A 24172-nucleotide genomic window follows, 5' to 3' on the forward strand; every position below is an offset into this window, starting at 1 on the left:
CAATGTCCTCCCTCAGCGCCAAAATCAAGGACGCCTTCGATGAGCCCGCCTGCGATAAGAACCGTGGCAAAGATGCCAAGGCGCGCAAGGAGGGCTGCTCGAAGTCGCTGACACCAGGGGCGGCAGCCGGCGGCTGCGCCTTTGACGGAGCCAAGATCGTCCTGCAGCCGATCACCGACGTTGCGCATCTGGTCCATGCGCCGCTCGCCTGCGAGGGCAATTCTTGGGACAACCGTGGTGCGGTTTCGTCAGGGCCGACCTTGTGGCGGACAAGCTTCACGACCGACCTCACCGAACTCGACCTTGTGATGGGGCAGGGCGAGCGGAAACTCTTCAAGGCGATCCGCGAGATCAAGCACACATACGCGCCGCCGGCGATCTTCGTCTACTCGACTTGCGTAACGGCGCTGATCGGTGACGACATCGAGGCCGTGTGCAAACGCGCCACGGAAAAGTTCGGTTTGGCCGTGGTGCCGATCAATGCGCCTGGCCTGGCAGGCTCCAAGAACCTCGGCAATAAGCTCGCCGCCGAGGCGTTGCTCGATCATGTCATCGGCACGGTCGAACCCGACGACCCCGGACCCTACGACATCAACATCCTTGGCGAATTCAACCTCTCGGGCGAATTCTGGCTTGTAAAGCCGCTCCTCGATCGGCTCGGGATCCGGGTGCGCGCCTGCATTCCCGGCGATGCGCGTTACCGCGACATTGCTTCCGCGCACCGCGCCCGGGCGGCAATGATGGTGTGCTCGACCGCGCTGATCAGTCTTGCCCGCAAGATGGAGGAGCGCTGGGACATCCCGTTCTTCGAGGGCTCCTTCTATGGCATCTCCGACACATCGCAAGCTCTTCGAAACCTTGTCAGGCTGCTGGTGAGGAAGGGCGCCGATCCGGAGATCCTCGAGCGCACAGAGACGCTGATCGCGCAGCAGGAGGCGATCGCGTGGAAGAAACTCGAATCCTACCGGCAAAGGCTCCAAGGCAAGCGCGTGCTGCTCAACACAGGCGGTGTGAAGTCCTGGTCGGTTGTCCATGCGCTGATGGAGATCGGAATCGAGATCGTCGGCACCTCGATCAAGAAATCTACGGTGCAGGACAAGGAGCGCATCAAACAAGTTCTCAAGCACGACAAGCACATGTTCGAATCCATGGCTGCGAGCGAGCTGTACGCCATGCTCTCTGAACACAGGGCCGATATCATGCTGTCGGGCGGTCGCACGCAATTCATTGCGCTCAAGGCCAAGACGCCCTGGCTCGATATCAACCAGGAGCGCCAGCATCCTTATGCCGGCTATGACGGCATGGTGGAACTCGTACGCCAGATCGACCTCGCCATTCACAATCCGATCTGGTCTCAGGTGCGCCAGCCGGCCCCGTGGGATTGCCAGCCTGAGCTGATAGGCGAATTGCCGTGCACGAGGAACGAGACCGCGTACCTGTTTGATGAATTCGCCTGCGCGACGGCACACGAGTGTTGAGGCGACCGATGGCCCGCATCCTTCCCCAGAGCAAATCGGCGGCAGTCAACCCGCTGAAGTCGTCGCAGCCGCTGGGTGCCGCCTTTGCCTTTCTTGGCGTCGACGGTGCGATGCCGCTGTTCCACGGCAGCCAAGGCTGCACAAGCTTTGCGCTCGTTCTCTTCGTGCGGCACTTCAAAGAAGCGATTCCCTTGCAGACTACGGCGATGGATGAGGTGGCGACCATCCTCGGCGCAGCCGACCATCTGGAAGAGGCGATCCTCAACCTCAAGAACCGCACGAAGCCAACGCTGATCGGGGTGTGCACGACCGCGCTGGTGGAGACGCGTGGCGAAGATTGCGCGGGTGATATTGCCAACATCATGCGGAAGCACACGCAACAGCTTGCGGGTACGGAGGTCGTGCTGGCCAACACGCCGGATTTTGACGGCGCGATCGAAGAGGGCTGGGCCAAGGCAGTCACCGCAATGATCGAAGGGATTACGCGCTCGGGCGAACGGGCGCGGCACCCGAAGAAGATCGCAATCCTGCCCGGATGCAACCTCTCTATCGCCGACATCGAGCATATGCGGGACATGGTTGAAAGCTTTGGGCTCAAGCCGGTTATTCTGCCCGACATTTCAGGCTCGCTCGACGGTACGGTTCCTGACCGCTGGGTAGCGACCACATACGGCGGCACCAGCGTCGAAGACATTCGCGAGTTGGGCACGGCCATGCAATGCATCGCCATCGGTGAGCACATGCGCCGCCCGGCGAAAGCGCTGCACGGGTTGACCGGCGTGCCTTACGTGTTGTTCCAGTCACTGACTGGGCTGCAGGACACGGACCGCTTCGTGTCGCTGCTGTCTGCGATTTCGGGCGCGGCGGTACCGGCCCGCGTGCGCCGGCGCCGGGCGCAATTGCAGGACGCGATGCTCGACGGACATTTCCATTTCGGCGGCAAGAAAATTGCCATCGCTGCCGAACCAGACCAGCTGTTCCAACTTGCGACCTTCTTTGCTGGCCTCGGCTCCGAGATAGCCGCGGCCGTCACAACGACCGACAGGTCTAAAATTCTCGAGAAAGTCCCGGCGGTTTCGGTTCAGATCGGCGATCTCGGCGATCTGGAAAGTCTTGCCGTCGGTGCTGACCTGCTTGTCACGCATTCGCACGGGCGCCAAGCATCGGAGCGGCTCCGAATTCCGCTCATGCGCATCGGGTTCCCGGTCTTCGATCGACTAGGCAGCCAGCACAAGCTCGCAATTCTCTATCAGGGCACCCGCGACATGATCTTCGAGGTCGCCAGCATCTTCCAGGCCAACCAACACGCGCCCACTCCTGAGGCGCTTGATCCACTCCGTAATCGAGAAATATCACGATGAACGCTGTTCGCCGCCTCTCGCTGGTCAGTAGTGAGGTTTTCGCCCCGATGCCTGAACGACGTAAGGGCGCATTGCGCGTTGCGATCGCCACTCAGGACATGCAGGACCTCAACGCCCATTTCGGGTCGGCCAGGCGCTTTGCTGTCTACGACGTGACGCGCGAGGAATGGAATCTCGTAGAAGCCGTGGCCTTCGATGACGTGTCCGATGAAAGCGGGGAGCATCGGGCCGAGCGCGATGATCGCATCACGCCAAAGGTGGATGCGCTCAAGGGCTGTCAGATCCTGTTTTGTCTGGCAATTGGCGGCCCTTCGGCAGCCAAGCTTGTCGCGGCAAAAATCCACCCGATCAAAGTGGCGGAGCCCCAATCGATCCCACAGGTGCTCTTGCGCACGCAGATGATGCTCAGGACGTGTCCTCCGCCTTGGCTGCGCAAGGTGCTGGCGCGAGCGGGCATTGCCGAAAAGAAACCGTCCTTCGAGGACGAGGACTGAAAAGAGGAGGACGCCAATGCCTGACCCCGCAATCCCCCCAGCTGTCGCCGAAGACGAGGCGGCTCTTTGCACCCCGTTCGTCAAATGCCTCGTGCGGCTGATCCGTTCTCAGGATTCCTATGGCTCGTGGGAACGCAAAGCGGACGCTGAGCTGCTGGGCGACTTCATCATTACCAAGGAACAGCGCCGAGGGATCCCAATCATCGGAGATCCCGATCCCGACGTGCTGTGGAGGCTCGACAAGTACTACGCCGCCATCGGGCTTGCGATCGAGGAGCGCTGCGGCCTTATGGCATCGCCGATGATCCAGGTGAGCCATGAGGGTTTTGGTCGGGTGCTTTTCACGACCGGACGGCTGGTCGTTTTGTCCAAAACGCTGCGCGATGTCCACCGGTTTGGCTTCGAGACGCTCCTGAAGCTCGCCACGGCCGGTACGAAGCTGGTCGACGATGCGATTTCAGTCATCGAAACCTTTCCCCACGTGGCGCTGGCATGATGGGCGCGATTTTCGAGAAAGGCCATCATGACGGACCCGAGAAACTATGTTGGCCAGTCCCCTCGATCCAGGGACTCGAGGCCGACCAGGTTGTTGGGGTATCGCCGATGAAGAAGCCGCTGGTCCTGATCTGCTCGCAAGATGCCGAGTTCTATCTGCTCTACAGCCACATACTGGAGGTTGACGGTTTCAGCAGTGAGACGGCAGACGGCGCGAAGGCTGCGCTGGCCTTGGCCGAACAACGGGAGCTTCAGGCCGTAGTGCTGGATTGCGACCCAGCCAGCATAAACGGGTCCGCAATTTGCGCCCACCTCAAGCGGGAACCGCGCACCACCGACCTGCCTATCATCGCCCTGATCGCGCCTGGCGCCGAGCACCAGCACCTCGATCTCTTGAAGGCAGGCGTTGAGAGCTTTGTGCGGCCGGTGGCTCCGGCCAAGCTGCTCGACTGCCTGCGGGCGAGGCTCGGGCTGACCAAGCGTGGTCCGAACGGGGTTGAAAACGACAGTTGGATTTGTTGTGGAGGCCTGGAGATGAAGCTCGATGCCCATCGGGTTCGCGGTAATGGCCACGACATCCATCTCGGACGGATCGATTTCAACGTGCTGCGGCTTATGATTGAGGCCCCCGGCAAGGTCTTCAGCCGGGACGAGCTTATCGGGGCGGCCTGGCTGCCCAACATTCATGTCGGTGCACGCACCGTCGATGTCCATATCAGCCGAATCAGGAGGGCGCTGAAAACGGCCTTGCCCGGCAGCGTCATTCGCACCGTCAGGTCGGCCGGCTACTCGCTCGAGAAGCCGGACGACTGAAATCGGTGATCGAACGTGGTGCCGCTCTCTCTTCCTCCTGAGAGCGGTGTTGCCGCTTTGAGGCGCTCCTAACGAAGACCAGGAGAAGCAGGCAAATGGAATTTAAAAGCATATTCAGTGTGACGGGTGCTGATCATTCTGATGAGGACCTCACAACAGCTGCCGGACTGTGTGCCGAGGTCGGCGCGCACCTATCGGTACTCATTATACCGCCTCCATTGCTCTTGATGTTGTCTCCGCCCCCGAATGGAATACAGGACGTGCACAGGCAATTGCAGTACCGAACTATCGATTTCAGCAAATCGAGAAATTTTCACAGGACGTGACCAGAATGGAAAGACGGTCCGCGGATATCCTCAAAAGGCTGAAAGCTATGTCGCTTTCCTGTGACGTTGACACCGACTATTGCGATCCGGCTAGCCTCGGTGAAGTGGCACGACAGCGGGCGCTCTGCGCTGACCTGACGATCGTTGGAGGAGACCTCCTCAACGATGAGACTCTCGGACCTCCTGTTGTCAACGGCTGCTTGTTCGATAGCGGAAAGCCGGTGCTCATCGTGCCGAAGGGCGTTAAGGCGACGCTGTCGCCTCGACGCGTGCTGGTCGGCTGGGATTCGCGTGTAGAGGCCTCGCGTGCGGTTCGGGAAGCTCTTAGTATCCTATCCGCTGCCAAGGAAGTCTGTGTCGCTATGGTCGATCCAAAGGCGCAAAACAACGGGAAAGGCGCGCAGTCTGGAGCTGACATCGCTGCCTATCTTACTCGGCACGGTGCTCGGGTCTCCGTTGACCTGCTTAAGAGCGCCGGCAAATCGGCGGGCACAGTGCTGACCCAGCACGCGAACGACATCTGTGCTGACATGATGGTTATGGGTGCTTATGGCAGCCGTGGGCTGCGTGAGCGGATTTTCGGCGGTCCGCCGAGCTGGAGCTTTGGGAAGACCACATTGCCGCTGTTTTTGGCTCGCTGATCAGCTCCGTAGGAACACCGATCAGGTCGTAGGACCGCCAACCAGTCCGAAGTCGTCGTCGGTTACCGGTCGGATTGCGGAGACATGGCTGGATCCGCGAACATCTTGCGACGCTTGTCAGAGCCAAACCGGACGCCTCGACTGCTTCACGACGCTCTCGTGAACCAACTCGTGCGAGATCGTCCGCAACGGGCAGTAAAGACGAACGGCTGCAGCAGACCGCAGCCAAGCCACAGGGCGGGTGTACCAGGAGACCCCGCCTCGTGCGCGAACCCTGTTGGAAGGCCCCTTATCAGTACCCGGACGCGCGTCAAATCGGCGGCTGTCCCTGTCAGCCTGCGGTGTGCAAGGGCCGCTGCCGCGGAGCTTCCCCTGCCCGATCGTCGGGCGTGCGACAATGTCGGATTCCAGACGAGCTGGAACTGCGCGAACTCGTTGGTTTGACAGGTCTTTATCCGGCACGCCGCATGCATGGGAGTCTCCGAAAGCATTAAGAGCCGTTATCCATGGTTACGCCCCTCGAAAGAAAGAGCCGCTTCCGTCGTGGCAGGGAAACAGCCACTCCTGGGGTGGAGGCCGGCGCTAGAAGCCGCCGTAAGATCCGGAAGAGCCGCGCGACAGCATCACACACTTTCCTTCTGCTCTTGGGTTCGGATCACGCCGCGCCGCTGTCGATGCCGCCGACATTGAGCCCAAGACCTGGAAGGCGGCACACGCTTTTGCTGTCCTCTCAGTCGGGACCGCGGCTCAAGCATGCCTGTGAGGTTCGCATTGCTCAATGCCCGGCAATCGACGTCAACATGCCGCTGAGTTGGAAAACACTCCTAGAGGAGTAAGGATAAGTGGACCTCTTTTGTATTGGTGTGGGTGCTGGACCATCTAATTTGAGCCTTGCGTGTCAGATACAGGAAGAGATTGCGCAAGGGGCACTGTTCCTGGACCGGGAGGTCGATTTCCGAGGACATCCAGGCAGCGCTTTCGATTGCGCGGAGCTCCAGGTCGGCCACTTCCAGGATCTGGTTACTCTGGTCAATCCGCGATCAGCCTACACATTCGTAAACTACCTCCACGAGAACGGGCGTCTTTACAATTTCCTCAATGCGCAATTTCACGGGGTGCTTAGAGCCGAGTTCGCCCAATATCTCAACTGGGCGTTCCAGAAGAATCCGCTTGTCCGTGGCGGCGAGGCCGTTCGCGAAATCCGCTTTGACGGCGAGTTTCGCGTGCGGACGGACAACGCGGTCCTTGATGCAAGAAACCTCGTCATCGACATAGGCAAGCAGGCGCAAATTCCGCCTCAGTTTCATGGCTGGACTGGACCCAACCTGTTCCACTCATCTGAGTTGGCCCACATCAATCCTGAGGTGCAAAAAAAGCATGTCTGCGTTGTTGGCGGCGGACAGTCGGGAGCCGAGCTGCTACTGCACCTTGTCGGCCGGCCGAAAGAACGGCGGCCCGCGGCGATCACATGGGTCTTGACGCGCGAGATGCCTTTCGACGACCACGCGTTCACAAACGGGCTGTTCACGCCATGCTTCTCGGATCGTTTTGCTGCGATGAGCGAGGTGCATCGACAGCTGTTCCTGCGGCGTTTCGCGCTTGCCTCCGAGGGCATTTCAGAAAGCAAGTTGCGCGCGGTCTATCAGGCGCTCTACCACCACGCCTTTCTCGAGCCACACCAATGCGAGATCACATTGCGGCCAAGTTGCAACGTGTCGCGCTGCATCAATGCCGGAGCAGGGCACAGGCTCACGCTGCAACGCGGCTTGGACAACATCGGAGAAGTAACCGCCGATATCGTCATCCTGGCCACCGGGTACGAGAAACCGCTGCCGGGTTTCCTAGAACCGATCGCAGATCGCCTCGAACAGATCGGCAATGAGCTCGCCATCGGCGAGGATTTTTCGGTGTACTGGGACGGACCGCGAGACCGACGCCTTTTCGTTCAGAACGCCTGCCTTGGACAGCGCGGGCTGGCTGATCCGAACTTTGGGCTGCTGGCCTGGCGAGCGCGCCGCATCCTTGACAGCCTTCTGCGGCGCGCGCCATTGCGCCAATCCCGAGCATCTAGGGTTCATCAACCGTCCCTTGACGGAGTGCTGGCCCGACCTCGGAGTCGAACAAATGGGCAGCGGGATATGATTCGTCGATATTGATGATCGGCGGTGGCATTCAGGAAAGATTTCCGCCTCTGGCGGCAAAAGCGGGACGAGCAATATTCCTACGGCGTCAGATCGCTCTGCTCGCGCTTGAGCAAGGTAGCGTCGCGCGACTCCTGCTTGGCGTGAAACAGCAAAGGGCATTCAATCACGATGCAGCTTTACGTGCTGTCGGGCTCAACGCCACGTGGATCGAGCCCAACGCCGCCGTTGGCAACCGCGACGCGAATTATGACGCCGGGCCACATGCGGCGGTGGCTGCAAGGGTACCGAGCCTCTCCCGCACTTTCGACCCCATCGCCGAAGTGCGACTACTCCAGGACGCCGAAGCCGGTCTTATCGCCAGCGGGCCAGCCAAACTCTCACCTTCCTAAACGGCAGCCGCTAAGGTGAGCCGTCGAAAGCCGACATTCAGGTTAACGTCAGCTGGCCGTGTTAGGGCTCGCTTATTCAAGGCGGTACCGGCGCTTGCCGAAGCTAAGAAGGGTTGGCATGCCCTTTGCCGTGCTTGATGTGCGGCAACACGGTGAGAGCTCCGCTGAAGCAAGCGAGAGGGAGCAATGCCCTCGAGACCGTGTCCGATTTTGACTGGAAAATATTCCGCGACAAAAGAGACGAAAGGTGTGGAATGACTTTGGACACCAAGATGGAACTGCGTATGGGGTCCCCGGCTCCTGCGCTGAAAGTGGAGAACTGGCTGCGTGGCGAGCCCCTCACGAGCCTTCGGCCCGGCAAGGTCTACCTCGTTGAATTTTGGGCGACTTGGTGCCGACCATGTGTCCACGCCATGCCCCATTTGATCGAACTGCAGGAGAAATATAAAGACAGCGGATTTGAGATTATCGGAGTCGCAGCTTGCGAAAAGGCTGCAACCGCGGACGAAGCGCGGACCAACGTGGATGCCTGGCTGACCGAGAAGTTCCCGAATCTGAATTATCGGACAGCGTTCGATTGCACTGGCGAAATGAAAAAGCTCTGGCTGGAACCCAGCTCTTCGTTCGGGATTCCCACCTCGTTCGTGGTCGACCGCGACGGCCACATCGCTTATATCGGCCACCCGGCACCTCTCGATGACGTTTTGCCGAAAGTCCTTAACGGCAGCTGGCGCAGCAGCTATGAAGCGAAAGCCGTCGATGCAAAGCGAATCTCGCGTGTGCGCGAATCGTCGCTGAGTCAGCCGATATACGCCAAACTTGGGCCGGCGATGCAGGACGAGGATTGGGCAGCGGCACTATTGGCCATCGAAGAAGGCCTCGCCGTGATGCCAGACTCTTTTGATTTTCGGCGGGTTCATGCGGATATTCTGCTTCACAAGCTGCGCGACATCAAAACCGGCTTGCCGCTTATGCGCGAATTGGTCGAGGACGCGATCAACAAAAAGTTCGAAGCGATGTCTTGGGTGGTGATGGCGCTGAACCAACTCTTCCATCCCACGATCGACAACTCCCATCTTCCGCATGATGATCGCTTTGCGATGGGCAAGGAGCTCTCCGAACAGATCCTGGAACTTAATCCTCCGCAAGGCGATGGAGACTTTAAATTCGGGTGTTACTTTCCGGTCGCTCAGTATTATTACGAGAGCGGCAACAAGGACCGGGCGATCGAGTTGATCGAGGTGGCAATCAAATCGCTGGACCATTCGGAGCCAGTGCCGGACCAAACCAAACAGCGCTACCTCACCTCGTTGCTCCAAGCCCTGGCCAACTACACGGGTGAGCCTGCCTGTCACGCGGGTCTCTGTGTGGCTCCGCAAAACAAGACTTCCGAAACTCAAAACGCTGTCACTTCCTGAGCAAGGATCGCGAAGGGCATGACAATTGGAATTGAACACCGGCAAATCCGCCCGCCCAGGCGCACTTCGCAGCAATAACGTCGATGCCGCAAAAGTGCGCGGCTTGCGGCAGGTGGAATTTCCATTGCGTTTACCTCGGGTCGAACCGCGGCGCAGGCGTTCGCGCCGCGGTGAAAGGTCTCGCATTGGTGGACGTGCTCGAGGTCGGCCACGGGACACTGTTGCGTGGGATCGGCTCGCCCAAGCCATTCCCCGCCCACGCAAGCGCCCGAACCACACATCGCAGAAAAAGAGATCGTCCTTCAAGAGGAGTACTGAAATTGGGGAAAAGCGAAATTCCTCATGAACCGGTTGGCCCTGCTGTCCACGGGGACGGCGAGGCCCTTGCTTCCCCGTTCGTCAAATGCCTCCTGCGGCTCATTCGTACTCAGGATTCCTTCGGCTTATGGGAAGGCCATTCGGATGCCGAGCTGCTGGCCGAGTTCATCATCACCAAGCAACAGCAACGTGCGGTACCCTTTGGCGGCGATCCCGATCCTGACGCGCTGTGGAGGCTCGACATGTTTTACACCGCCGTAGCGCTTGCGATCGAGGAGCGCTCCGGCGTGTCGACGTCGCCGACAATAGAAATGAAACCCGTGGGGGCTTCCGGCGGTTGGGCGTTCTGTCGAGACGTCCACCGGTTCGGCTTCGAGACTTTCCGCAAACTTGCTGAGGCCGGTACGAAACTGGTCGACGATGCGACTGCAGCCATTGAAGCCTAGCCCGAGATGGAGCGCATCAAGAAACCATTGTTCCAGAAAGGATCTATGTCAGACCTAGATAGGATGAGGAAAAAAGTCTGAAAGCTCCAGTTGCGTGCAGCTATTGCCAAGATGGCATTGCAGGACCTCGTCGAGGGTCTGCCGGGCAAGTGGGCCGACATACAGGAAGTCGCCGAGAAAACCCAAGCCGTTTATGCCGAGTTGGATGTTGCCAAGAGAGAACTCGCTTCAATGAAGAATTTAGGATGATGCGCACATTCACCACCCGTGACGGCTCCATTTGGATGCCGCCGTACCTGACCTCCATCGATAGCAAACCTGCATCGGCTGCTGCCGTTGTTTCAAGGTCTGCTCGCGCGATGTCATGCATCTTCACGGCGTTGATGATGCGGGTGAAATCCTCGGCCCCTGCGATGACGAGGACGACGATTTCGACGGCAAGCTCAATCGCATGATCATGGTTGTCGATGATGCCGGCCGCTGCATCGGCTGCGGAGCCTGCGGCCGCGTCTGCCCCAAGAACTGCCAGACGCATGTTGCGGCCGACGAGCTCGCAACATGATCTGGCGAAAACCAGGGGAGCGGCGTGCACTTCATCTTTTTGTCGGCTCGTGGGGCTGGTCCTGTGCAGCAATGCGTCGATGGTTTACTTCGCTTTGGATTCGCTCCGTGTGGCAGTCGTCACGACGCTGGCCTGTTCGCTGCTGCTTCAGGCCGGCTCCTTCGGCCGCGTGCTCTTTCTGATCTGGCAGTCCTCTAGCCGCGCTCGTGGAACTCGCCACAGGGGCCAGCATGCCGATGGTTACAGGAAAGCTCGGGTACCAGTCGTCTGACTCTGATCAACTGCGGAATGCAATTTTCAGCTGTGTCCCGGCTTGGTCGAATGCCCAGCATGTGCTGCTGCTTTGATGCGCGGATGACAGGATCAGTGCTCAGACCCACACCAATTTTGGTCACCCTCTGATGACTGAGCTGATCGTATAGGGAATCTGTGTTCGGCTAACACGCGACCATACCCCTGGGCTGACCGGTGCGTAGCCGGTTCAGGTACTTTTTTGCTGGAGATAGCATGCTGGAAAAATTCGAACGTTATCCGCTCACCTTTGGACCCACGCCGATCGAGAGGCTCGACCGCCTCGGCAAGCATCTGGGCGACAAGGTGGAAATCTACGTCAAACGCGAGGACTGCAACTCCGGTCTCGCGTTCGGCGGAAACAAGCTGCGCAAGCTCGAATACATTGTGCCCGACGCGATCGCGTCAGATGCCGATACGCTCGTCACAATCGGTGGCGTGCAGTCCAACCATACGCGCATGGTCGCTGCGGTCGCCGCCAAGATCGGCATGAAATGCCTCCTGGTCCAGGAGAGCTGGGTCCCACATGATGATGCTGTCTACGACCGGGTCGGCAATATCCTCTTGAGCCGCATCATGGGGGCAGAGGTGCGCCTGGTTGACGAGGGCTTTGACATCGGCATCCGCCGCAGCTGGGAAAAGGCACTTTATGAAGTCAAGGCAAGGGGCGGCAGGCCATATGCGATACCTGCCGGCGCCTCTGTCCACAAATACGGCGGCCTGGGCTATGTGGGGTTCGCTGAGGAGGTGCGTGCCCAGGAAGAGCAGCTTGGGTTTGCCTTCGACTATATCGTCGTCTGTACGGTGACTGGTTCAACCCACGGCGGCATGCTCGTCGGGTTCGCCAAGGATGGTCGACAGCGCAACGTGATCGGTATCGATGCCTCCGCCATGCCCGCCAAGACCAAGGCGCAGGTGCTCGGCATCGCCCAAAATACAGCGAAGCTCGTCCACCTCGGAGCGGAAATTGTCGAGGCAGACGTGGTGTTGTTCATGGACTACGCGTACCCGGGTTATGGCGTTCCATCGGAGGAAACCAAAGAGGCAATCCGTTTGTGCGCGCGGCTCGAGGGCATGATTACGGACCCCGTTTACGAGGGCAAATCGATGCAAGGGATGATCGACCTCGTCCAGAGGGGCTTCTTTCCACAGGGATCGAGGGTCCTCTACGCACATCTAGGCGGCGCGCCGGCGATCAACGGGTACGGCTACACCTTTCGCAACGGCTGACGTTCGGCAGTCTGCGATTCCGCGGTCGCGCTCGAACGTGGGTAGGTAGCGTCGTTCGAGCGCTTGGCTGGAGAAGTGGAGGCAGCGACGGGCATCCACTAATTGGTACCATTACGTGCTGTCGGGGCTCAACGCCACGCGCATTGAGCGCATGCCGCCGTTGGCAACCGCGAGGCGAATTTTGACTCCGGGGCAAGAATCCACACGCGGCGGTGGCGGCACGAGGACCAAGCCGGCGAGTTCGCGCTTTCGAACTGGCGCCAAACTGCCACTGCTCGAGGACCGAGGCCAGTCTAATCACAGGCGAGCCGTCCAAGCTCTCAAGAGATAGGGCGAAACCCGACAGCGGCAGAAGACATGTCGGGTTCACGACAATCGGCCGCATTTAGCCTCGTGGAGAATTTCAAAGCATTTCCCGCCGCTTACCGGAGCTGAGGGAATTGGCACCTCCGTTGCAGCTTGATGTGCGGCAACACGGTGAGAGCTTCGCTGAAGCAAGCCAGAGGGAGCGATGCCCTCGAGACCGTGTCCGATTTTGACGGGAAAATATTCCGCGACAAAAGAGACGAAAGGTGTGGAATGACTTTGGACACCAAGATGGAACTGCGTATGGGGTCCCCGGCTCCTGCGATCAAAGTGGAGAACTGGCTGCGTGGCGAGCCCCTCACGAACTTTCGGCCCGGCAAGGTCTACCTCGTTGAGTTTTGGGCGACTTGGTGCGGACCATGTGTCGACGCCATGCCCCATTTGATCGAACTGCAGGAGAAATATGAAGGCAGCGGATTTGAGGCGGTCGGAGTTGCCGCCTGCGAACAGGGTCCTACCGCAGACGAGGCGCGGACCAACGTGGATGCCTGGCTGACCGAGAAGTTCCCGAATCTGAATTATCGTATCGGGTTCGATTACATTGGCGAAATGAACAAGCTCTGGATGGATCCCAGCTCTTCGATTGGGATTCCCACCTCGTTCGTGGTCGACCGCGACGGCCACATCGCTTTTATCGGCCACCCGGCGGAACTCGATGACGTTTTGCCGAAAGTCCTTAACGGCAGCTGGCGCAGCAGCTATGAAGCGAAAGCCGCCGATGCAAAGCGCATCGCGCATAACCAACTTGCAGCGCGCGAAATGTCGCTTACCGGGCCGATATACGCCAAACTTGAGCCGGCGATGCAGGCCGAGAATTGGACGGCGGCGCTCTTGGCCATCGAAGAAGGCCTCGCCTTGATGCCAGACTCTTTTGATTTTCGGCAGATTCATGCGGATCTTCTGCTTCACAAGCTGCGCGACATCAAGACCGGCATGCCGGTCATGCGAGAATTGGTCGAGGACGCGATCGACAAAACGTCCGACGCGGTGTCGTGGATGGCCTTGGCCCTCAACCAACTCTTCGATCCCACGATGGACAATTCCCATCTTCCGCGCGCGGAGCGCTTTGCGATGGGCAACGAGCTCTCGGAACAGATACTGGCACTCAATCCCCCGAACGGCGATGGCCCGTTTAAATACCGCCGGTACCTCCCGGTAGCTCAGTATTATTACGAGAGCGGCAACAAAGATCGCGCAATCGAGTTGATCGAGGTGGCACTGAAATCGGTGGACCGGCTGGGGCCAATTCCGGACCACACCAAACAGTACTATCTTACCCCATTGCTCGAAGCACTGGCCAACTACACGGGTGAGCCTGCCTGTCACGCGGATCTTTGTGTGGCTCCGCAAAAGAAGGCACCCGAAACTCAAAACGCAGTCACTTCCTGAGCAAGAATCGCGAAGGGACTGACAATTGGAATTGAACACTGGCCAATCCGCCCATCGAAGCTCTCTTCGCAGCAAGTATGTCGATGCAGCAGGGCGGCGGCTTGCGGCAGGTTGGATTTCAATTGCGTTGACCACCGGTCGGATCGCGGCGCAGACGATGTGCGCCGCGAATTCGCGCCGCAGGTCTCGCACTCTTGGACATGTCGAGGTCGGCCACGGGGCACTCTTGGGGTTGGCCCGCCCAAGCCATTCGTCGGCCACGCAAGCGGACCCGGAGTGGGCATCGCAGGAAAAGGAAATCGTACCTCGAAGACGAAGACTGAAATGACGAACAACGAAATTCCTCCGGTTGGCCCTGCTGTCAACAATGACGAAGAAGCCCTTGCTTCCCCGTTCGTCAAATGCCTCCTGCGGCTCATTCGTACTCAGGATTCCTTCGGCTTATGGGAAGGCCATTCGGATGCCGAGCTGCTGGCCGAGTTCATCATCACCAAGCAACAGCAACGTGCGGTACCCTTTGGCGGCGATCCTCGATCCTGACGCGCTGTGGAGGCTCGACATGTTTTACACCGCCGTAGCGCTTGCGATCGAGGAGCGCTCCGGCGTGTCGACGTCGCCAATAATTGGAATGAAGCCCCTGCGGGCTTCCAGCGGTTGGGCGTTCTGTCGAGACGTCCACCGGTTCGGCTTCGAGACTTTCCGCAAACTTGCTGAGGCCGGTACGAAACTGGTCGACGATGCGACTGCAGCCATTGAAGCCTAGCCCGAGATGGAGCGCATCAACAAAACCATTGTTCCAGGAAGGATCTATGTCAGACCTAGATAAGATGAGGAAGAAAGTCCGAAAGCTCCAGTTGCGTGCAGCTATTGCCAAGATGGCATTGCAGGACCTTGTCGAGGGTCTGCCGGGCAAGTGGGCCGACATACAGGAAGTCGCCGAGAAAACCCAAGCCGTTTATGCCGAGTTGGATGTTGCCAAGAGAGAACTCGCTTCAATGAAGAATTTAGGATGATGCGCACATTCACCACCCGTGACGGCTCCATTTGGATGCCGTCGTACCTGACCTCCATCGATAGCAAGACCTGCATCGGCTGCTGCCGTTGTTTCAAGGTCTGCTCGCGCGATGTGATGCATCTTCACGGCGTTGATGATGCGGGTGAAATCCTCGGCCCCTGCGATGACGAGGACGACGATTTCGACGGCAAGCTCAATCGCATGATCATGGTTGTCGAAGATGCCGGCCGCTGCATAGGCTGCGGAGCCTGCGGCCGCGTCTGCCCCAAGAACTGCCAGACGCATGTTGCGGCCGACCAGCTCGCAACATGATCTGGCGAAAACCAGGAGAACGGCGTTGCACTTCATCTTTTTGTCGGCTCGTGGGGCTGGTCCTGTGCAGCAATGCGTCGATGGTTTACTTCGCTTTGGATTCTCCGTGTGGCAGTCGTCACGACGCTGGCCTGTTCGCTGCTGCTTCAGGCCGGCTACTTCGGCCGCGTGCTCTTTCTGAGCTGGTCATGCGGCTTGGCGCAAAGCAAGCTTCTTGTGCTCGCGCAGGTCATCCATGTTGATGTAGCGGTTGGCCTCCATCCAGTTTTCGTTGGTTTCGACGGCCAGCGCCCTGACCAGGCGCAGGCAGCTTTCGGCGTTCGGGAAGATGCGCACGACATAGGTGCGCCGGCGGATTTCCTCGTTGAGGCGTTCCAGCATGTTGGTGGACTTCAGGTGCTTGTGGTGCTGGCGCGGCAGGCAAAAGAAGGTCAGCGTGCATTCGATGGTCTCCTCTCCCCAGCTCGTCAGTCGCGGATAGCGGCCCGACCATTTGGCAAGCCATGCGGCGAGATCGGCCTTGGCCTCGGCGAGATCGCGCGGTCGTAGAGCCAGCGCAACTCCTGCAGGCAATCATCGCCACGATTTCTCGGCAGGTGATCGAGCGCGTTCCTGAGGCACGTAGCAGCGCTGCCAGGCGGGCTTCGGGGATCACCCCGCCGATCGCCGCCACCAGGCTGGCATGATCGTCGGACACGACCAGTTCGACGCCCCTGAGCCCGCGCGCCTTCAGCGCGACGAGGAAATCCCTCCAGGCCGAGCGGCTTTCGCGATTAGCCATCTCGACGGCCAAGATCTGGCGCCGGCCGTCCCAATCGATGCCGACAGCGATCAGCACCGCCTGGCTCATGACGACGCCGCCCGACGCGATCGCGCCAGATGCCCGATACGCTCGTCACAACCGGTGGCGTGCAGTCCAACCATACGCGCATGGTCGCTGCGGTCGCCGCCAAGACCGGCATGAGATGCCTCCTGGTCCAGGAGAGCTGGGTCCCACATGGACATCCGCGCCTGGTTCAGCCCTAGCGGTGAAGGCATGGCAGCAAGCTCAGCGCCGCTAAACAACACATCGCCAAGGCATGCGAACATTGCATGCTCTCTCGCTCGAACACGCCGCGGCGGGGGCGCTCGTCTCCACGTAGAAGGACCAGATTTGCCATCGAGCCTTCTCCTGTTCACGGCAAATTTCACCCTAAATGCACCGCCGCCTCGGAGATTGGCCCCAGCAGATGTCCGTAGGCAATCATTCTCTGACGTTGCCGAGCGGCGGAACTGGGCGCCATATTCCTTTACCATCAGACGGACCCGGTTCTCGACGTCGCGGCTGATAGCGACAAGGCAGGTGCCAGCGGGAGGATGGCGTTCCAGCGGCCCGCCCCAGTTCGAAATACGACTAACCGTCACGGAAGACTTAACTTGGCAGTTCGGCCACCGTCTACGACAAAAATCTGGCCGGTGACGAATGCAGCTTCGTCGGAGGCAATCCATGCGACCATGGCGGCAACTTCCTCAACGCGGCCTGTTCGGCCCAACGGATGAATGGTACCAAGCCGTTCCAGTGCCTTCTCGGGCAAAGCGGCGACGAAATCGACATTGAGATCCGTATCGATCCAACCAGGCGCTACGCCATTGCAGCGCACCCCGTCTTGCCCGCCGTCCACCGCTACGGCGCGTGTAAGGCCATGCAGCCCAGCCTTCGAGGCACAATATGCCGCGTGCCCTGGGTTAGAGGCCAATCCCTCTATCGAGCCAACATTGACGATTGAGCCACGGCTTCTGCGAAGATGAGGCATGGCGCGACGGATCAGCAGGAAAGGAGCATCAAGATTCAGCGCCATTGTGCGTCGCCACTCGTCAAGCCCGGTATCATCTACCCTTGCTTCAACCATGCACCCAGCGTTGTTGACCAGGATATCGAGGCGGCCAGCCTGTCGAACGACATGGTCAATTACCATGTTCGGAACGCCGGGGTCGCAAAGGTCCGCGACTATCCCTTCTCTATGACCGGTCGCCTCGAGCTGAACCGCAAATACTCTGGCCCCGTCGCTGGCAAGTCTGTCGGCGATTGCCGCCCCAATGCCGCGGCTAGCCCCGGTCACTAAGGCGACCTTCCCCATAAAACGCTTCATTCGGCTGCCCTTTCGCCATTCACCGTTACAAGCATGCCGACGCGAGACGCACGCGCAGGCCGGTTTAATCCGGACACCTTCTCCCGCGTGGTCAAGGCCTACTCCACCCCGTCGGCGATGCGACCATTAAGCGGCCGCAAGATGAATAGGCGTCTCTGACTCCGAAGGCCCAACCTGATGGCCGTGCGCGACGCACGAGCCCGGTCCGGCGCCGCGATTCGTTGCTCTTAGTCGATTTGAACTGAAATGCGAGCATCTGCGCTGACGCTTCTTTCTTCGTTAGGTGCCCGGGCTTTGTCCCATACCACCATGATTTCATGGGTTTCAAAGGCATCCTCAGAACATGTTTAGTAACACCCTGTATATTGATGCCAATTCAGCTGCGATGGACCCATATGCCTGAACGAATTGGCCCGTAAGCCCTTCTTGCTATCAAACCCTTTTATGCTTTCTCCTCGGCCCGCCCTGCGATCGTGCCTTCAGGACATTGCTTTGCGGAGCCGCACAGAGGGCGCCGTAATAAACCTCCTCACCCTTGTAGTTGGCTAAGGCCTGCAGCAAGTTCGGTAGAAGGTGTTGTTTCAGCTCGTCCAGCATAGGGTCCGCACTGTCCAGCGATTTCAGTGCGAACTCGATTAGCTCAATCGCACGATCTTGGTTGCCGCTCTCGTGATAGTATCGAGCCACCGCCGGATAAGTCCGGAACTTGTGGCCGTCGCCTTGGAGTGGATTGCGTGCCAGGATATGCTCGGCCAACTCTTTGCCGAGCGCGAAGCGCTCATGAGACGGAAAGTGCGAGTGGTCGTGCGCCGGACCGAAAAGTTGGTCTAATGTTGCCAGCAGCCAATGCTCGGAGTTCCTTTCGATCGCGTCGCGAGCCAATTGGCGTATGACAGGCAACCCGGCCGGCATGTCTTGCATTCTGTGAAGCAATACATGCGCCTGAGCCAAGCGGAAGTTGATGTCGTCGGGCATCAAGGCGCTGCCCTCTTCGACTGCTGAGAGTGCCGTCTCCCAGTCCTCTTTTCTCACTGCGGCCCAAAATCTCCTATTAATTGACTTGGTCAACGCTTGTTCGCGCTCGGCGATCCGCTTCGAGTCGACTTTCGATGCGTCGCTGGTGCGCCAGCGGCCGTTGAGCACTCTCGCCAAGACCTCGTTAAGTCGAGTAGCGTGACCGATATAGGCGATACGACCGTCTGCATCGATTACAAACAAGATCGGAAATTCGCCAGAAAAGCTTGCTTCCATCCAACGCTTTTTCATTTGGCCCGTATGGTCGAACGCGATCGGAAAATTCAGGTTCGAGCACTTTTCGGTCAACCACGCGTCCAGCTTGACCCGCGCCTCAACCGTCGATAGCGCGCCTTCATGAGCCGCGACCACGATGACCTCGAGCCCACTGTGCTTGAACCTTTCCTGCATCTGCATCAGATGGTGCATCGCCGCCGCACATGGTTCACTCCCAGTTGCCCAAAATTCGACGACGTATACTTTGCCGGGCTGGAAATGTGCGATGGGCTCGCCGCGCACCCAAGTCTCCACATTGATCGAAGGAGCCGGCGACCCCATCTGCAAAACCATATTGCTCTCCAACGCCATCCCAAAGCTGCGCGGCTTTATGGCAAGCTGTTCCCTGAGAGACGGTGCACCGAGTCGACTGAAAGGAGGCCTCTATCGTCAGGCGGGCTTCGATGCAGTCAGCCGTCAATCAGTTTTGCCGCATTTCAACCAGCAAAGGCCGTGCCAGCGCGCTGAACGCCCGCTGACGGCATTAATTTACCTTTGAAAACATCCATGTGTAATGATGCGGACATTTTTGTCAGGTGTTTGTTTCGAATCCGCCATTTTGTCAGTTGCTGTCGGTCTGGGCGTTTAGAGTCCTCGCGCCAGACTGCGATGGGGCAGCAGCACCTGAATACAGACCTGCCACTGAGAATTTCCTCCATCTGAGACTAGAGTCAGGGTCCTTGATTACGGACTGATGAAGACAAAGCGATTTACGGAAGAGCAGATCATCGCGGTTATGCGCGAGCATGAAGAGGGTGCGAAGGCTGGCGATCTTGCCCGCAAGCACGGGATCTCCGAGGCGACGCTGTATAGCTGGAAGGCCAAGTATGGCGGGATGGACGTCTCCGACGCCAAGCGCCTGAGGCCTTGGAAGACGAGAACGCCAAGCTAAAGAAGCTGCTCGCCGACGCTCGAAGCCTCGGCAGTGCGCGAGCTTCTGTCGAAAAAAGTTAGGACCCGCCGCCAAGCGCGAATCCGTAGCGCATCTGCAGGCCGTCATGGGCCTATCGGAGCGTCGGGCCTGTCCTTCGTCGGCGCCGATCGCAAGATGATTGATACCAGTCTGGCCGACCGCCAGAGACACAGCTGCGTGGTCGGCTGCGCGACCTCACGCACGAGCGTCGACGCTTCGGTTACCTGCCCGTCGTCCACGGTGGCGGCAATCTGTTCTTCCAACTCGCAAACGCCCGCTACGAGAAGGGCGCAATGATTGTTACCTCAAATCGCGGCTTCGCCGAATGGGGCGAGGTCTTCGGCGACCCTCGTCGCAACCGCACTTCTCGATCGCCTGCTTCACCATGCGGTCGTCGTCCAGATCGAAGGATCGAGTTATCGGCTCCGCCAGCACGCCGAGCTCATGCCAGAACACTTGCGATCAAAAGCCTCCATCACATTGCCGACATTAAATTCACCATCGCGACCGCGCGGCCGGCCACCGAAAAATGGACACCCCCACCGGGACAGCCTGAGCGGCGAAACTGGGGAATTTTACTTCGGCACTTTTGGGGACGAGTGGCATTGACAGGTGACGCGCAGGGGATTGCACAGATTGTGCGCACACGTTGGTTCAAGGCAGTTCATCTGAAGTCCGCTACTGGCCAGAGGCCGCGCACGCTCACCGCGGCGCGCAACACTGTCAGGGCGGCACTGCCAACGAGCAGGTCATCCGACGCATGTTGCGTTCCCTGGGGCTAAGCAACCCTATCTCTCTCTTGGAAGGTGCCTTGGGTTTTCTTGAGGTACGGTGCGTAAAAACCCGATACGAGCAGAGGATGATCGCGAGGCAATGTGGAGAAGCCTCCGGCTGAGCCTCGGCAATTTCTAGACGAACAAAGACATACCGATACCCCAATGCACTCGAATTCCGATGTAGCGTAGTTCCACGTCACTTCGGCGCCAGAAGAGATATGCTGAATGGCGACGAAGTCGTAGGCCCCGAAGCGATTGGGCACAATCGCTAAGTTTGGATCACAACAATGATTCACAATGACAGCCGGCTTATGAAAGAGAGCATGGACATTCCAGTCCAGTTGAAAGGAGTTTGTCGTTCGAACCGTTTCCATACGGTCAATTAGCCCGATGACGACAATTTCCCCCGGCAGGAAGTCGCGAGCAGCGAATACCCCGCGCCCCCTTTCTCCTCCCGTGCTGAGGATTTTTACGTTGCGGGCATTGAGCTGCTTTGCGCACGCGACGTCATCCGTCAAAATAGACAGATCTTGGTTTATGTGAGTATCAGACATACTGTTTCTTTCGCCTGCTCGATTGAGGGATGAGTACTTTTCGCCAGAGGTCGCTTGGAATTTCGCTGTTTTCGGAACGTCCTCCTAAAATCCCGATGGTTCCAAGTAATTTACGAAGTTGGGGGCTTGTCCATGTTTTGCGCCTTAGGTCCCAGTCAGCGGCGCCTACTGTCTCTCCCAGGAAACACTCAAAAATCGTGCCGATTCACCCGCCCGGCAGCCGAGGATTTTGATTTCTCTCGGCTATTTGACTGAGGCTAACGAAGAGATTGCCTATCACGCGTGTGTAGCGAATCCGACAGACCAGCAGGCGAAGTGGTGACAACGCGTCTGCAAGCGAGCAGTTTATCCTGCTGCGGATGGTGCGCGTGACACGCCAGCCGGGGGTCCAGGTCTCGAAAGCGTTAGCATACCGCAGGAAGTGGCTGCAAAACCCCTGTTGCCGCCAGATGCCGCGCACATTGAGTTTCAAAGGCGCGGTCAAGGGACTAATGCGTGACAATACTGTCCCACCTATGGCGTTTTCTGAGTTCGACTGGGCCGCTTCGACCCCGCAGTGTATTGTCACGCGAGTAGGCGGCGGCCCGCTCTCTCATGCTTTGGCCAAATGAGCATAACTTGCTGCGAAACGCCCGAGTTTGTGTTCGCCGCAAGTCACCGGCCGGTAGCGCAGAGGGTTGCTGTCAGTGACACATGAGGCCAATGGCTCAATGATCGCATCGAAATCAGCATCGATAAAGAAGGGGATTGAGTATCGCTCACGCCCTGAGCTATTCACTACGCGATGTAGGTTGGCCAGATAGACACCGTTGGTGAGCCGCTGAAGCAGGTCCCCGACGTTGATTATGAAAGTACCGTGGATCGGCGTGCCTTGTACCCAATCGCCGTCTCGGTTCATGACCTGAAGACCGCCGACGTCGTCCTGTGCAAGGATGGTCAAATTGCCGTAGTCGGTGTGGGCGCCGATTCCGATCATGTCTTCGCTGATATAACCACTCTGCGGCGGGTAGTGAAGCAGCCGCTGAATGCTGATCGGGTTCCGCATGAGGTCCTCGAAATAGCTTTCCGCCAGGTCCAGACTGAGCGCAATTCCCTGCAAAAGTTTTTTCGATAGGCCCACCATCTCTTGATGGTATCTGTATGTCAGCTCCCGAAACTCGGGCCAACCTGAGGGCCACTGGTTAGGACCAAAAAAGGGACCTTCTAAGGTCGAACGTTCAGGTCCGAAGTCGAAGCACTCCTTGAGGTCTTTGGTCTTGCCCGGATCGGTGTTCTCGCCGAACAGCTCAATGTAACCGCGAAAGGCCGAATCGGAATTGCCAATATGCAGTGACGACTTCTGCGACAATGGCAAATTAAAAAACCTGCGGCTCACATCAAACACCGATTGTATGAAATCCTGCGGGACTCCGTGGTTCTTCACATACATGAATCCAGTATTGGAAAGCGCCCACCGTATCTCCCTGGCCACCACCTGTTTGTTCGTACCGTTGAGGAGCGGTCCGATGTCGACCACCGGTATTTTGTCAAAGCTTTCGCGTTTTGCGCGCAGCTTATCGTCTAGTCTGGCTACTAAACCTTTGGACATTAGTACACCTTTGTTTTGCCGATTGAAGCCGACGCATAGCTGCCGGCCATTTGGATTTATCGTGACGCGAAGTAGTACTGAAACGCGCCACCGTGCTGGAAATACCCCTACTCGTCTTTAGGTCATCCACAACAGGGTTTCGCTCCCGAGGCAGAGCATGATCACAACCCCTGTCGCTCTGCCGCGCTGACCTTCTCGGGCACTTGAAAGACCCAATAGTCCGCACGCTCCTCGGCCACGTATCTGCCGTTGCTTAGACACTGCGCCAGTAAAAGAACGCCCTCATCCTGCAGACGCCGCGCTTCGTCCTCGAAGAATGCGGCCTCGGCGTAGCTCTTGCGGATGCTTGTGATGATGAATCCTTTCGGGCGCGTGACGCGAGCCAGCTCGCGCAGCCCGTCTGGTCTAACGTGCCCAAGTGTAAAGACACCGCAGCAAACCGTGATATCATAGCCCGCGTCGGCGTACTCAGAGAGTACTCCGTTAAGGTCGACACAGTCTTGGACATGACGGTAGACTCGGGTTTGCCGCGCCTTTTCGGCCATCTCTTTGGAAAGATCGAACCCATCGATCAGCCCGAAGCCGAGGCGTTCCAGTTGCACGCCGACAAGGCCTGTTCCGCAGCCAGCATCCAGGATTGTGATGGCAGTTCGCTCGCTGCTCAAATAGGCTGCCTGCACGGTGCCCGCTAGTTCCGCCACGATCATCGGGCCGTAGTACCCCTCGGAGCCAACATCCACATCGTAGGCCCCAGCCCATCCCCGATAGAATTGGGTTAGGCGATCGGCGTCGCCCTCGAGTACGAGGGCGTCCCTGATGCGCTGTCGTGCGACTTGTTCCAGTGTCGTCTGCTGATCGACGGTATTCATGGCAACTCCTCTGATAGGCATAATCGGAAGCGGCTATTCGGCTCCTGATGCCAACTCTCAAATGTGAGAATCAAAGCTCGTGCCAATTGGCCAAAAGCCCGAAGAAAAGCAATTTTGATGAATTCTGCTATCAGGCTGAGGCACAACAACACAACATTGCTCCAACGAAGCCTGTCCGCAAACAACAAAGCCGACAAAGTGTCGGGTTGTGAACTTGCGACCCAGCGTACAGCACTGCCCGCGAACTCATGAAAATCCCGCGCGCCTCCTACGTTGTCAGCTCTATCAATTCCAGTGGCCTGCTATGTGGTGGGTCCGGAATGAGCTGGTACGGGTTGATCAGCCCGGTGCTCGATTGCCATTGGCAATGCAGATGCGGTCGAAGATTTGCGGCCGAAGGAGGCGTCCGCTGGGACTATCGCCGTTTTGGGGCAGGTCAGGATTGCCCTGGCGCTGGAGTCAGTGATGAGGCGCTAAGCTGGGCTTTGGATGGTGTCCTCTCGGACAGCCCAGGACGTCATCCAGCGGCAGACGACGATGGCTTCTTCGGTCGACGTCAGGCACG

21 protein-coding genes and 7 pseudogenes are annotated in these 24172 nt (G+C 58.5%); 22 read left to right on the forward strand and 6 right to left on the reverse strand.

Translation table 11 applies throughout. The annotated features are described in order from the left end of the window. The first annotated feature begins 2 nt into the window (after nt 1-2). The 19 genes and pseudogenes from nifE to EJ072_RS36825 form a co-directional block, all read left to right on the forward strand. Complete coding sequence (gene nifE / locus EJ072_RS16880; RefSeq protein ID WP_095489376.1) at nt 3-1478, forward strand: nitrogenase iron-molybdenum cofactor biosynthesis protein NifE; 1476 nt, start codon at nt 3-5, stop codon at nt 1476-1478. A gap of 8 nt (nt 1479-1486) precedes the next feature. Further along, nucleotides 1487-2839 (forward strand): nitrogenase iron-molybdenum cofactor biosynthesis protein NifN, encoded by a 1353-nt coding sequence (gene nifN / locus EJ072_RS16885; protein ID WP_126063827.1) that lies wholly within the window; start codon nt 1487-1489, stop codon nt 2837-2839. After that, nucleotides 2836-3333 (forward strand): nitrogen fixation protein NifX, encoded by a 498-nt coding sequence (gene nifX, locus EJ072_RS16890; protein WP_063169371.1) that lies wholly within the window; start codon nt 2836-2838, stop codon nt 3331-3333. The genes nifN and nifX overlap by 4 nt, the downstream gene beginning before the upstream one ends. A 16-nt stretch (nt 3334-3349) precedes the next feature. Continuing rightward, entirely contained in the window at nt 3350-3829 is a 480-nt protein-coding gene (locus EJ072_RS16895; RefSeq protein WP_024505267.1) for a NifX-associated nitrogen fixation protein, read from the forward strand. Then, the gene (locus EJ072_RS16900) at nt 3826-4641 is read left to right on the forward strand and encodes a response regulator transcription factor (protein ID WP_063169370.1); all 816 of its coding nucleotides are present in this window, start codon (nt 3826-3828) and stop codon (nt 4639-4641) included. The genes EJ072_RS16895 and EJ072_RS16900 overlap by 4 nt, the downstream gene beginning before the upstream one ends. A gap of 331 nt (nt 4642-4972) precedes the next feature. After that, nucleotides 4973-5608, forward strand: coding sequence for a universal stress protein (locus EJ072_RS16905; RefSeq protein ID WP_245456297.1), 636 nt, complete (start codon nt 4973-4975; stop codon nt 5606-5608). Nucleotides 5609-6450: 842 nt separating this feature from the next. Beyond that, nucleotides 6451-7764 carry a SidA/IucD/PvdA family monooxygenase gene (locus EJ072_RS16910; RefSeq protein WP_245467326.1) on the forward strand — a complete coding sequence of 438 codons (1314 nt, stop codon included), beginning with the start codon at nt 6451-6453 and terminating at the stop codon, nt 7762-7764. Further along, complete coding sequence (locus EJ072_RS16915) at nt 7761-8141, forward strand: hypothetical protein (RefSeq protein ID WP_126080606.1); 381 nt, start codon at nt 7761-7763, stop codon at nt 8139-8141. Before EJ072_RS16910 ends, EJ072_RS16915 begins: the two co-directional genes overlap by 4 nt. Nucleotides 8142-8395: 254 nt before the next feature. Next, on the forward strand, nt 8396-9559 hold the full coding sequence (locus tag EJ072_RS16920) for a TlpA disulfide reductase family protein (RefSeq protein ID WP_245438181.1): 1164 nt from the start codon (nt 8396-8398) through the stop codon (nt 9557-9559). A gap of 320 nt (nt 9560-9879) precedes the next feature. Continuing rightward, nucleotides 9880-10323 carry a DUF269 domain-containing protein gene (locus EJ072_RS16925; protein WP_245458601.1) on the forward strand — a complete coding sequence of 148 codons (444 nt, stop codon included), beginning with the start codon at nt 9880-9882 and terminating at the stop codon, nt 10321-10323. A gap of 90 nt (nt 10324-10413) precedes the next feature. Beyond that, the gene (locus EJ072_RS16930; protein ID WP_224571204.1) at nt 10414-10572 is read left to right on the forward strand and encodes a CCE_0567 family metalloprotein; all 159 of its coding nucleotides are present in this window, start codon (nt 10414-10416) and stop codon (nt 10570-10572) included. Next, a pseudogene (gene fdxB / locus EJ072_RS16935) lies at nt 10569-10885 on the forward strand (ferredoxin III, nif-specific). Before EJ072_RS16930 ends, fdxB (EJ072_RS16935) begins: the two are co-directional and overlap by 4 nt. Before the next feature lie 79 nt (nt 10886-10964). Further along, complete coding sequence (locus EJ072_RS36820) at nt 10965-11156, forward strand: exopolysaccharide production repressor protein (RefSeq protein ID WP_127394248.1); 192 nt, start codon at nt 10965-10967, stop codon at nt 11154-11156. A 236-nt stretch (nt 11157-11392) separates the two neighbouring features. After that, the gene (locus tag EJ072_RS16945; protein WP_024505903.1) at nt 11393-12406 is read left to right on the forward strand and encodes a 1-aminocyclopropane-1-carboxylate deaminase; all 1014 of its coding nucleotides are present in this window, start codon (nt 11393-11395) and stop codon (nt 12404-12406) included. A 597-nt stretch (nt 12407-13003) separates the two neighbouring features. Further along, nucleotides 13004-14161 (forward strand): TlpA disulfide reductase family protein, encoded by a 1158-nt coding sequence (locus EJ072_RS16950; protein WP_126080608.1) that lies wholly within the window; start codon nt 13004-13006, stop codon nt 14159-14161. Between the two features lie 324 nt (nt 14162-14485). Beyond that, nucleotides 14486-14924 (forward strand): annotated as a pseudogene (locus EJ072_RS16955) (DUF269 domain-containing protein). A 46-nt stretch (nt 14925-14970) separates the two neighbouring features. After that, the gene (locus EJ072_RS16960) at nt 14971-15174 is read left to right on the forward strand and encodes a CCE_0567 family metalloprotein (RefSeq protein WP_063169367.1); all 204 of its coding nucleotides are present in this window, start codon (nt 14971-14973) and stop codon (nt 15172-15174) included. Beyond that, nucleotides 15171-15488, forward strand: a complete 318-nt coding sequence (gene fdxB, locus EJ072_RS16965) for a ferredoxin III, nif-specific (RefSeq protein WP_189343318.1) — start codon at nt 15171-15173, stop codon at nt 15486-15488. The genes EJ072_RS16960 and fdxB (EJ072_RS16965) overlap by 4 nt, the downstream gene beginning before the upstream one ends. 72 nt (nt 15489-15560) lie before the next feature. Next, nucleotides 15561-15638 (forward strand): annotated as a pseudogene (locus EJ072_RS36825) (hypothetical protein); the annotation flags it as partial. A gap of 36 nt (nt 15639-15674) precedes the next feature. Here EJ072_RS36825 and EJ072_RS16975 read toward each other — a convergent pair. Then, nucleotides 15675-16347: pseudogene (locus EJ072_RS16975) on the reverse strand (transposase); the annotation flags it as partial. Between the two features lie 26 nt (nt 16348-16373). On the opposite strand from EJ072_RS16975, the pseudogene EJ072_RS16980 reads away from it, so the two are divergent. Further along, nucleotides 16374-16487: pseudogene (locus EJ072_RS16980) on the forward strand (aminocyclopropane-1-carboxylate deaminase/D-cysteine desulfhydrase family protein); the annotation flags it as partial. A 401-nt stretch (nt 16488-16888) separates the two neighbouring features. Here EJ072_RS16980 and EJ072_RS16985 read toward each other — a convergent pair. Both EJ072_RS16985 and EJ072_RS16990 read right to left on the reverse strand, forming a co-directional pair. After that, on the reverse strand, nt 16889-17617 hold the full coding sequence (locus tag EJ072_RS16985; protein ID WP_126080609.1) for an SDR family oxidoreductase: 729 nt from the start codon (nt 17615-17617) through the stop codon (nt 16889-16891). A 432-nt stretch (nt 17618-18049) separates the two neighbouring features. Then, nucleotides 18050-19201, reverse strand: coding sequence for a TlpA disulfide reductase family protein (locus EJ072_RS16990; RefSeq protein WP_126080610.1), 1152 nt, complete (start codon nt 19199-19201; stop codon nt 18050-18052). A gap of 400 nt (nt 19202-19601) precedes the next feature. Between EJ072_RS16990 and EJ072_RS16995 the strand changes: the two are divergent. Beyond that, nucleotides 19602-20044 (forward strand): annotated as a pseudogene (locus tag EJ072_RS16995) (transposase); the annotation flags it as partial. Then, nucleotides 20039-20429: pseudogene (locus EJ072_RS36010) on the forward strand (ATP-binding protein); the annotation flags it as partial. The pseudogenes EJ072_RS16995 and EJ072_RS36010, both read left to right, overlap by 6 nt. Before the next feature lie 169 nt (nt 20430-20598). On the opposite strand, the gene EJ072_RS17000 reads toward EJ072_RS36010, so the two are convergent. The 3 genes from EJ072_RS17000 to EJ072_RS17010 form a co-directional block, all read right to left on the reverse strand. Then, entirely contained in the window at nt 20599-21150 is a 552-nt protein-coding gene (locus EJ072_RS17000; protein ID WP_126080611.1) for an SET domain-containing protein-lysine N-methyltransferase, read from the reverse strand. A gap of 592 nt (nt 21151-21742) precedes the next feature. Next, a complete protein-coding gene (locus EJ072_RS17005; protein WP_126080612.1) occupies nt 21743-22738 on the reverse strand; it encodes a 2-oxoglutarate and iron-dependent oxygenase domain-containing protein in 996 nt (331 codons plus the stop codon). Between the two features lie 161 nt (nt 22739-22899). After that, a complete protein-coding gene (locus EJ072_RS17010) occupies nt 22900-23607 on the reverse strand; it encodes a class I SAM-dependent methyltransferase (protein ID WP_126080613.1) in 708 nt (235 codons plus the stop codon). Nucleotides 23608-24172: the final 565 nt, after the last annotated feature.

It is taken from the genome of Mesorhizobium sp. M2A.F.Ca.ET.046.03.2.1 (assembly GCF_003952425.1).
Taxonomy (GTDB): Bacteria; Pseudomonadota; Alphaproteobacteria; order Rhizobiales; family Rhizobiaceae; genus Mesorhizobium.

What these genes read in the sequence shown, in the direction of transcription:
- EJ072_RS16900 (WP_063169370.1), top strand. Translation starts at nt 3,826, where the DNA reads ATGATGGGCGCGATTTTCGAGAAAGGCCATCATGACGGACCCGAGAAA.
- EJ072_RS17000 (WP_126080611.1), bottom strand. Translation starts at nt 21,150, where the DNA reads ATGTCTGATACTCACATAAACCAAGATCTGTCTATTTTGACGGATGAC.
- EJ072_RS16945 (WP_024505903.1), top strand. Translation starts at nt 11,393, where the DNA reads ATGCTGGAAAAATTCGAACGTTATCCGCTCACCTTTGGACCCACGCCG.
- nifX (WP_063169371.1), top strand. Translation starts at nt 2,836, where the DNA reads ATGAACGCTGTTCGCCGCCTCTCGCTGGTCAGTAGTGAGGTTTTCGCC.
- EJ072_RS16990 (WP_126080610.1), bottom strand. Translation starts at nt 19,201, where the DNA reads ATGGTTTTGCAGATGGGGTCGCCGGCTCCTTCGATCAATGTGGAGACT.
- EJ072_RS36820 (WP_127394248.1), top strand. Translation starts at nt 10,965, where the DNA reads ATGGTTTACTTCGCTTTGGATTCGCTCCGTGTGGCAGTCGTCACGACG.
- EJ072_RS16920 (WP_245438181.1), top strand. Translation starts at nt 8,396, where the DNA reads ATGACTTTGGACACCAAGATGGAACTGCGTATGGGGTCCCCGGCTCCT.
- nifE (WP_095489376.1), top strand. Translation starts at nt 3, where the DNA reads ATGTCCTCCCTCAGCGCCAAAATCAAGGACGCCTTCGATGAGCCCGCC.
- fdxB (WP_189343318.1), top strand. Translation starts at nt 15,171, where the DNA reads ATGATGCGCACATTCACCACCCGTGACGGCTCCATTTGGATGCCGTCG.
- EJ072_RS16985 (WP_126080609.1), bottom strand. Translation starts at nt 17,617, where the DNA reads ATGAAGCGTTTTATGGGGAAGGTCGCCTTAGTGACCGGGGCTAGCCGC.
- EJ072_RS17005 (WP_126080612.1), bottom strand. Translation starts at nt 22,738, where the DNA reads ATGTCCAAAGGTTTAGTAGCCAGACTAGACGATAAGCTGCGCGCAAAA.
- EJ072_RS16895 (WP_024505267.1), top strand. Translation starts at nt 3,350, where the DNA reads ATGCCTGACCCCGCAATCCCCCCAGCTGTCGCCGAAGACGAGGCGGCT.
- nifN (WP_126063827.1), top strand. Translation starts at nt 1,487, where the DNA reads ATGGCCCGCATCCTTCCCCAGAGCAAATCGGCGGCAGTCAACCCGCTG.
- EJ072_RS16950 (WP_126080608.1), top strand. Translation starts at nt 13,004, where the DNA reads ATGGAACTGCGTATGGGGTCCCCGGCTCCTGCGATCAAAGTGGAGAAC.
- EJ072_RS17010 (WP_126080613.1), bottom strand. Translation starts at nt 23,607, where the DNA reads ATGAATACCGTCGATCAGCAGACGACACTGGAACAAGTCGCACGACAG.
- EJ072_RS16905 (WP_245456297.1), top strand. Translation starts at nt 4,973, where the DNA reads ATGGAAAGACGGTCCGCGGATATCCTCAAAAGGCTGAAAGCTATGTCG.
- EJ072_RS16960 (WP_063169367.1), top strand. Translation starts at nt 14,971, where the DNA reads ATGTCAGACCTAGATAAGATGAGGAAGAAAGTCCGAAAGCTCCAGTTG.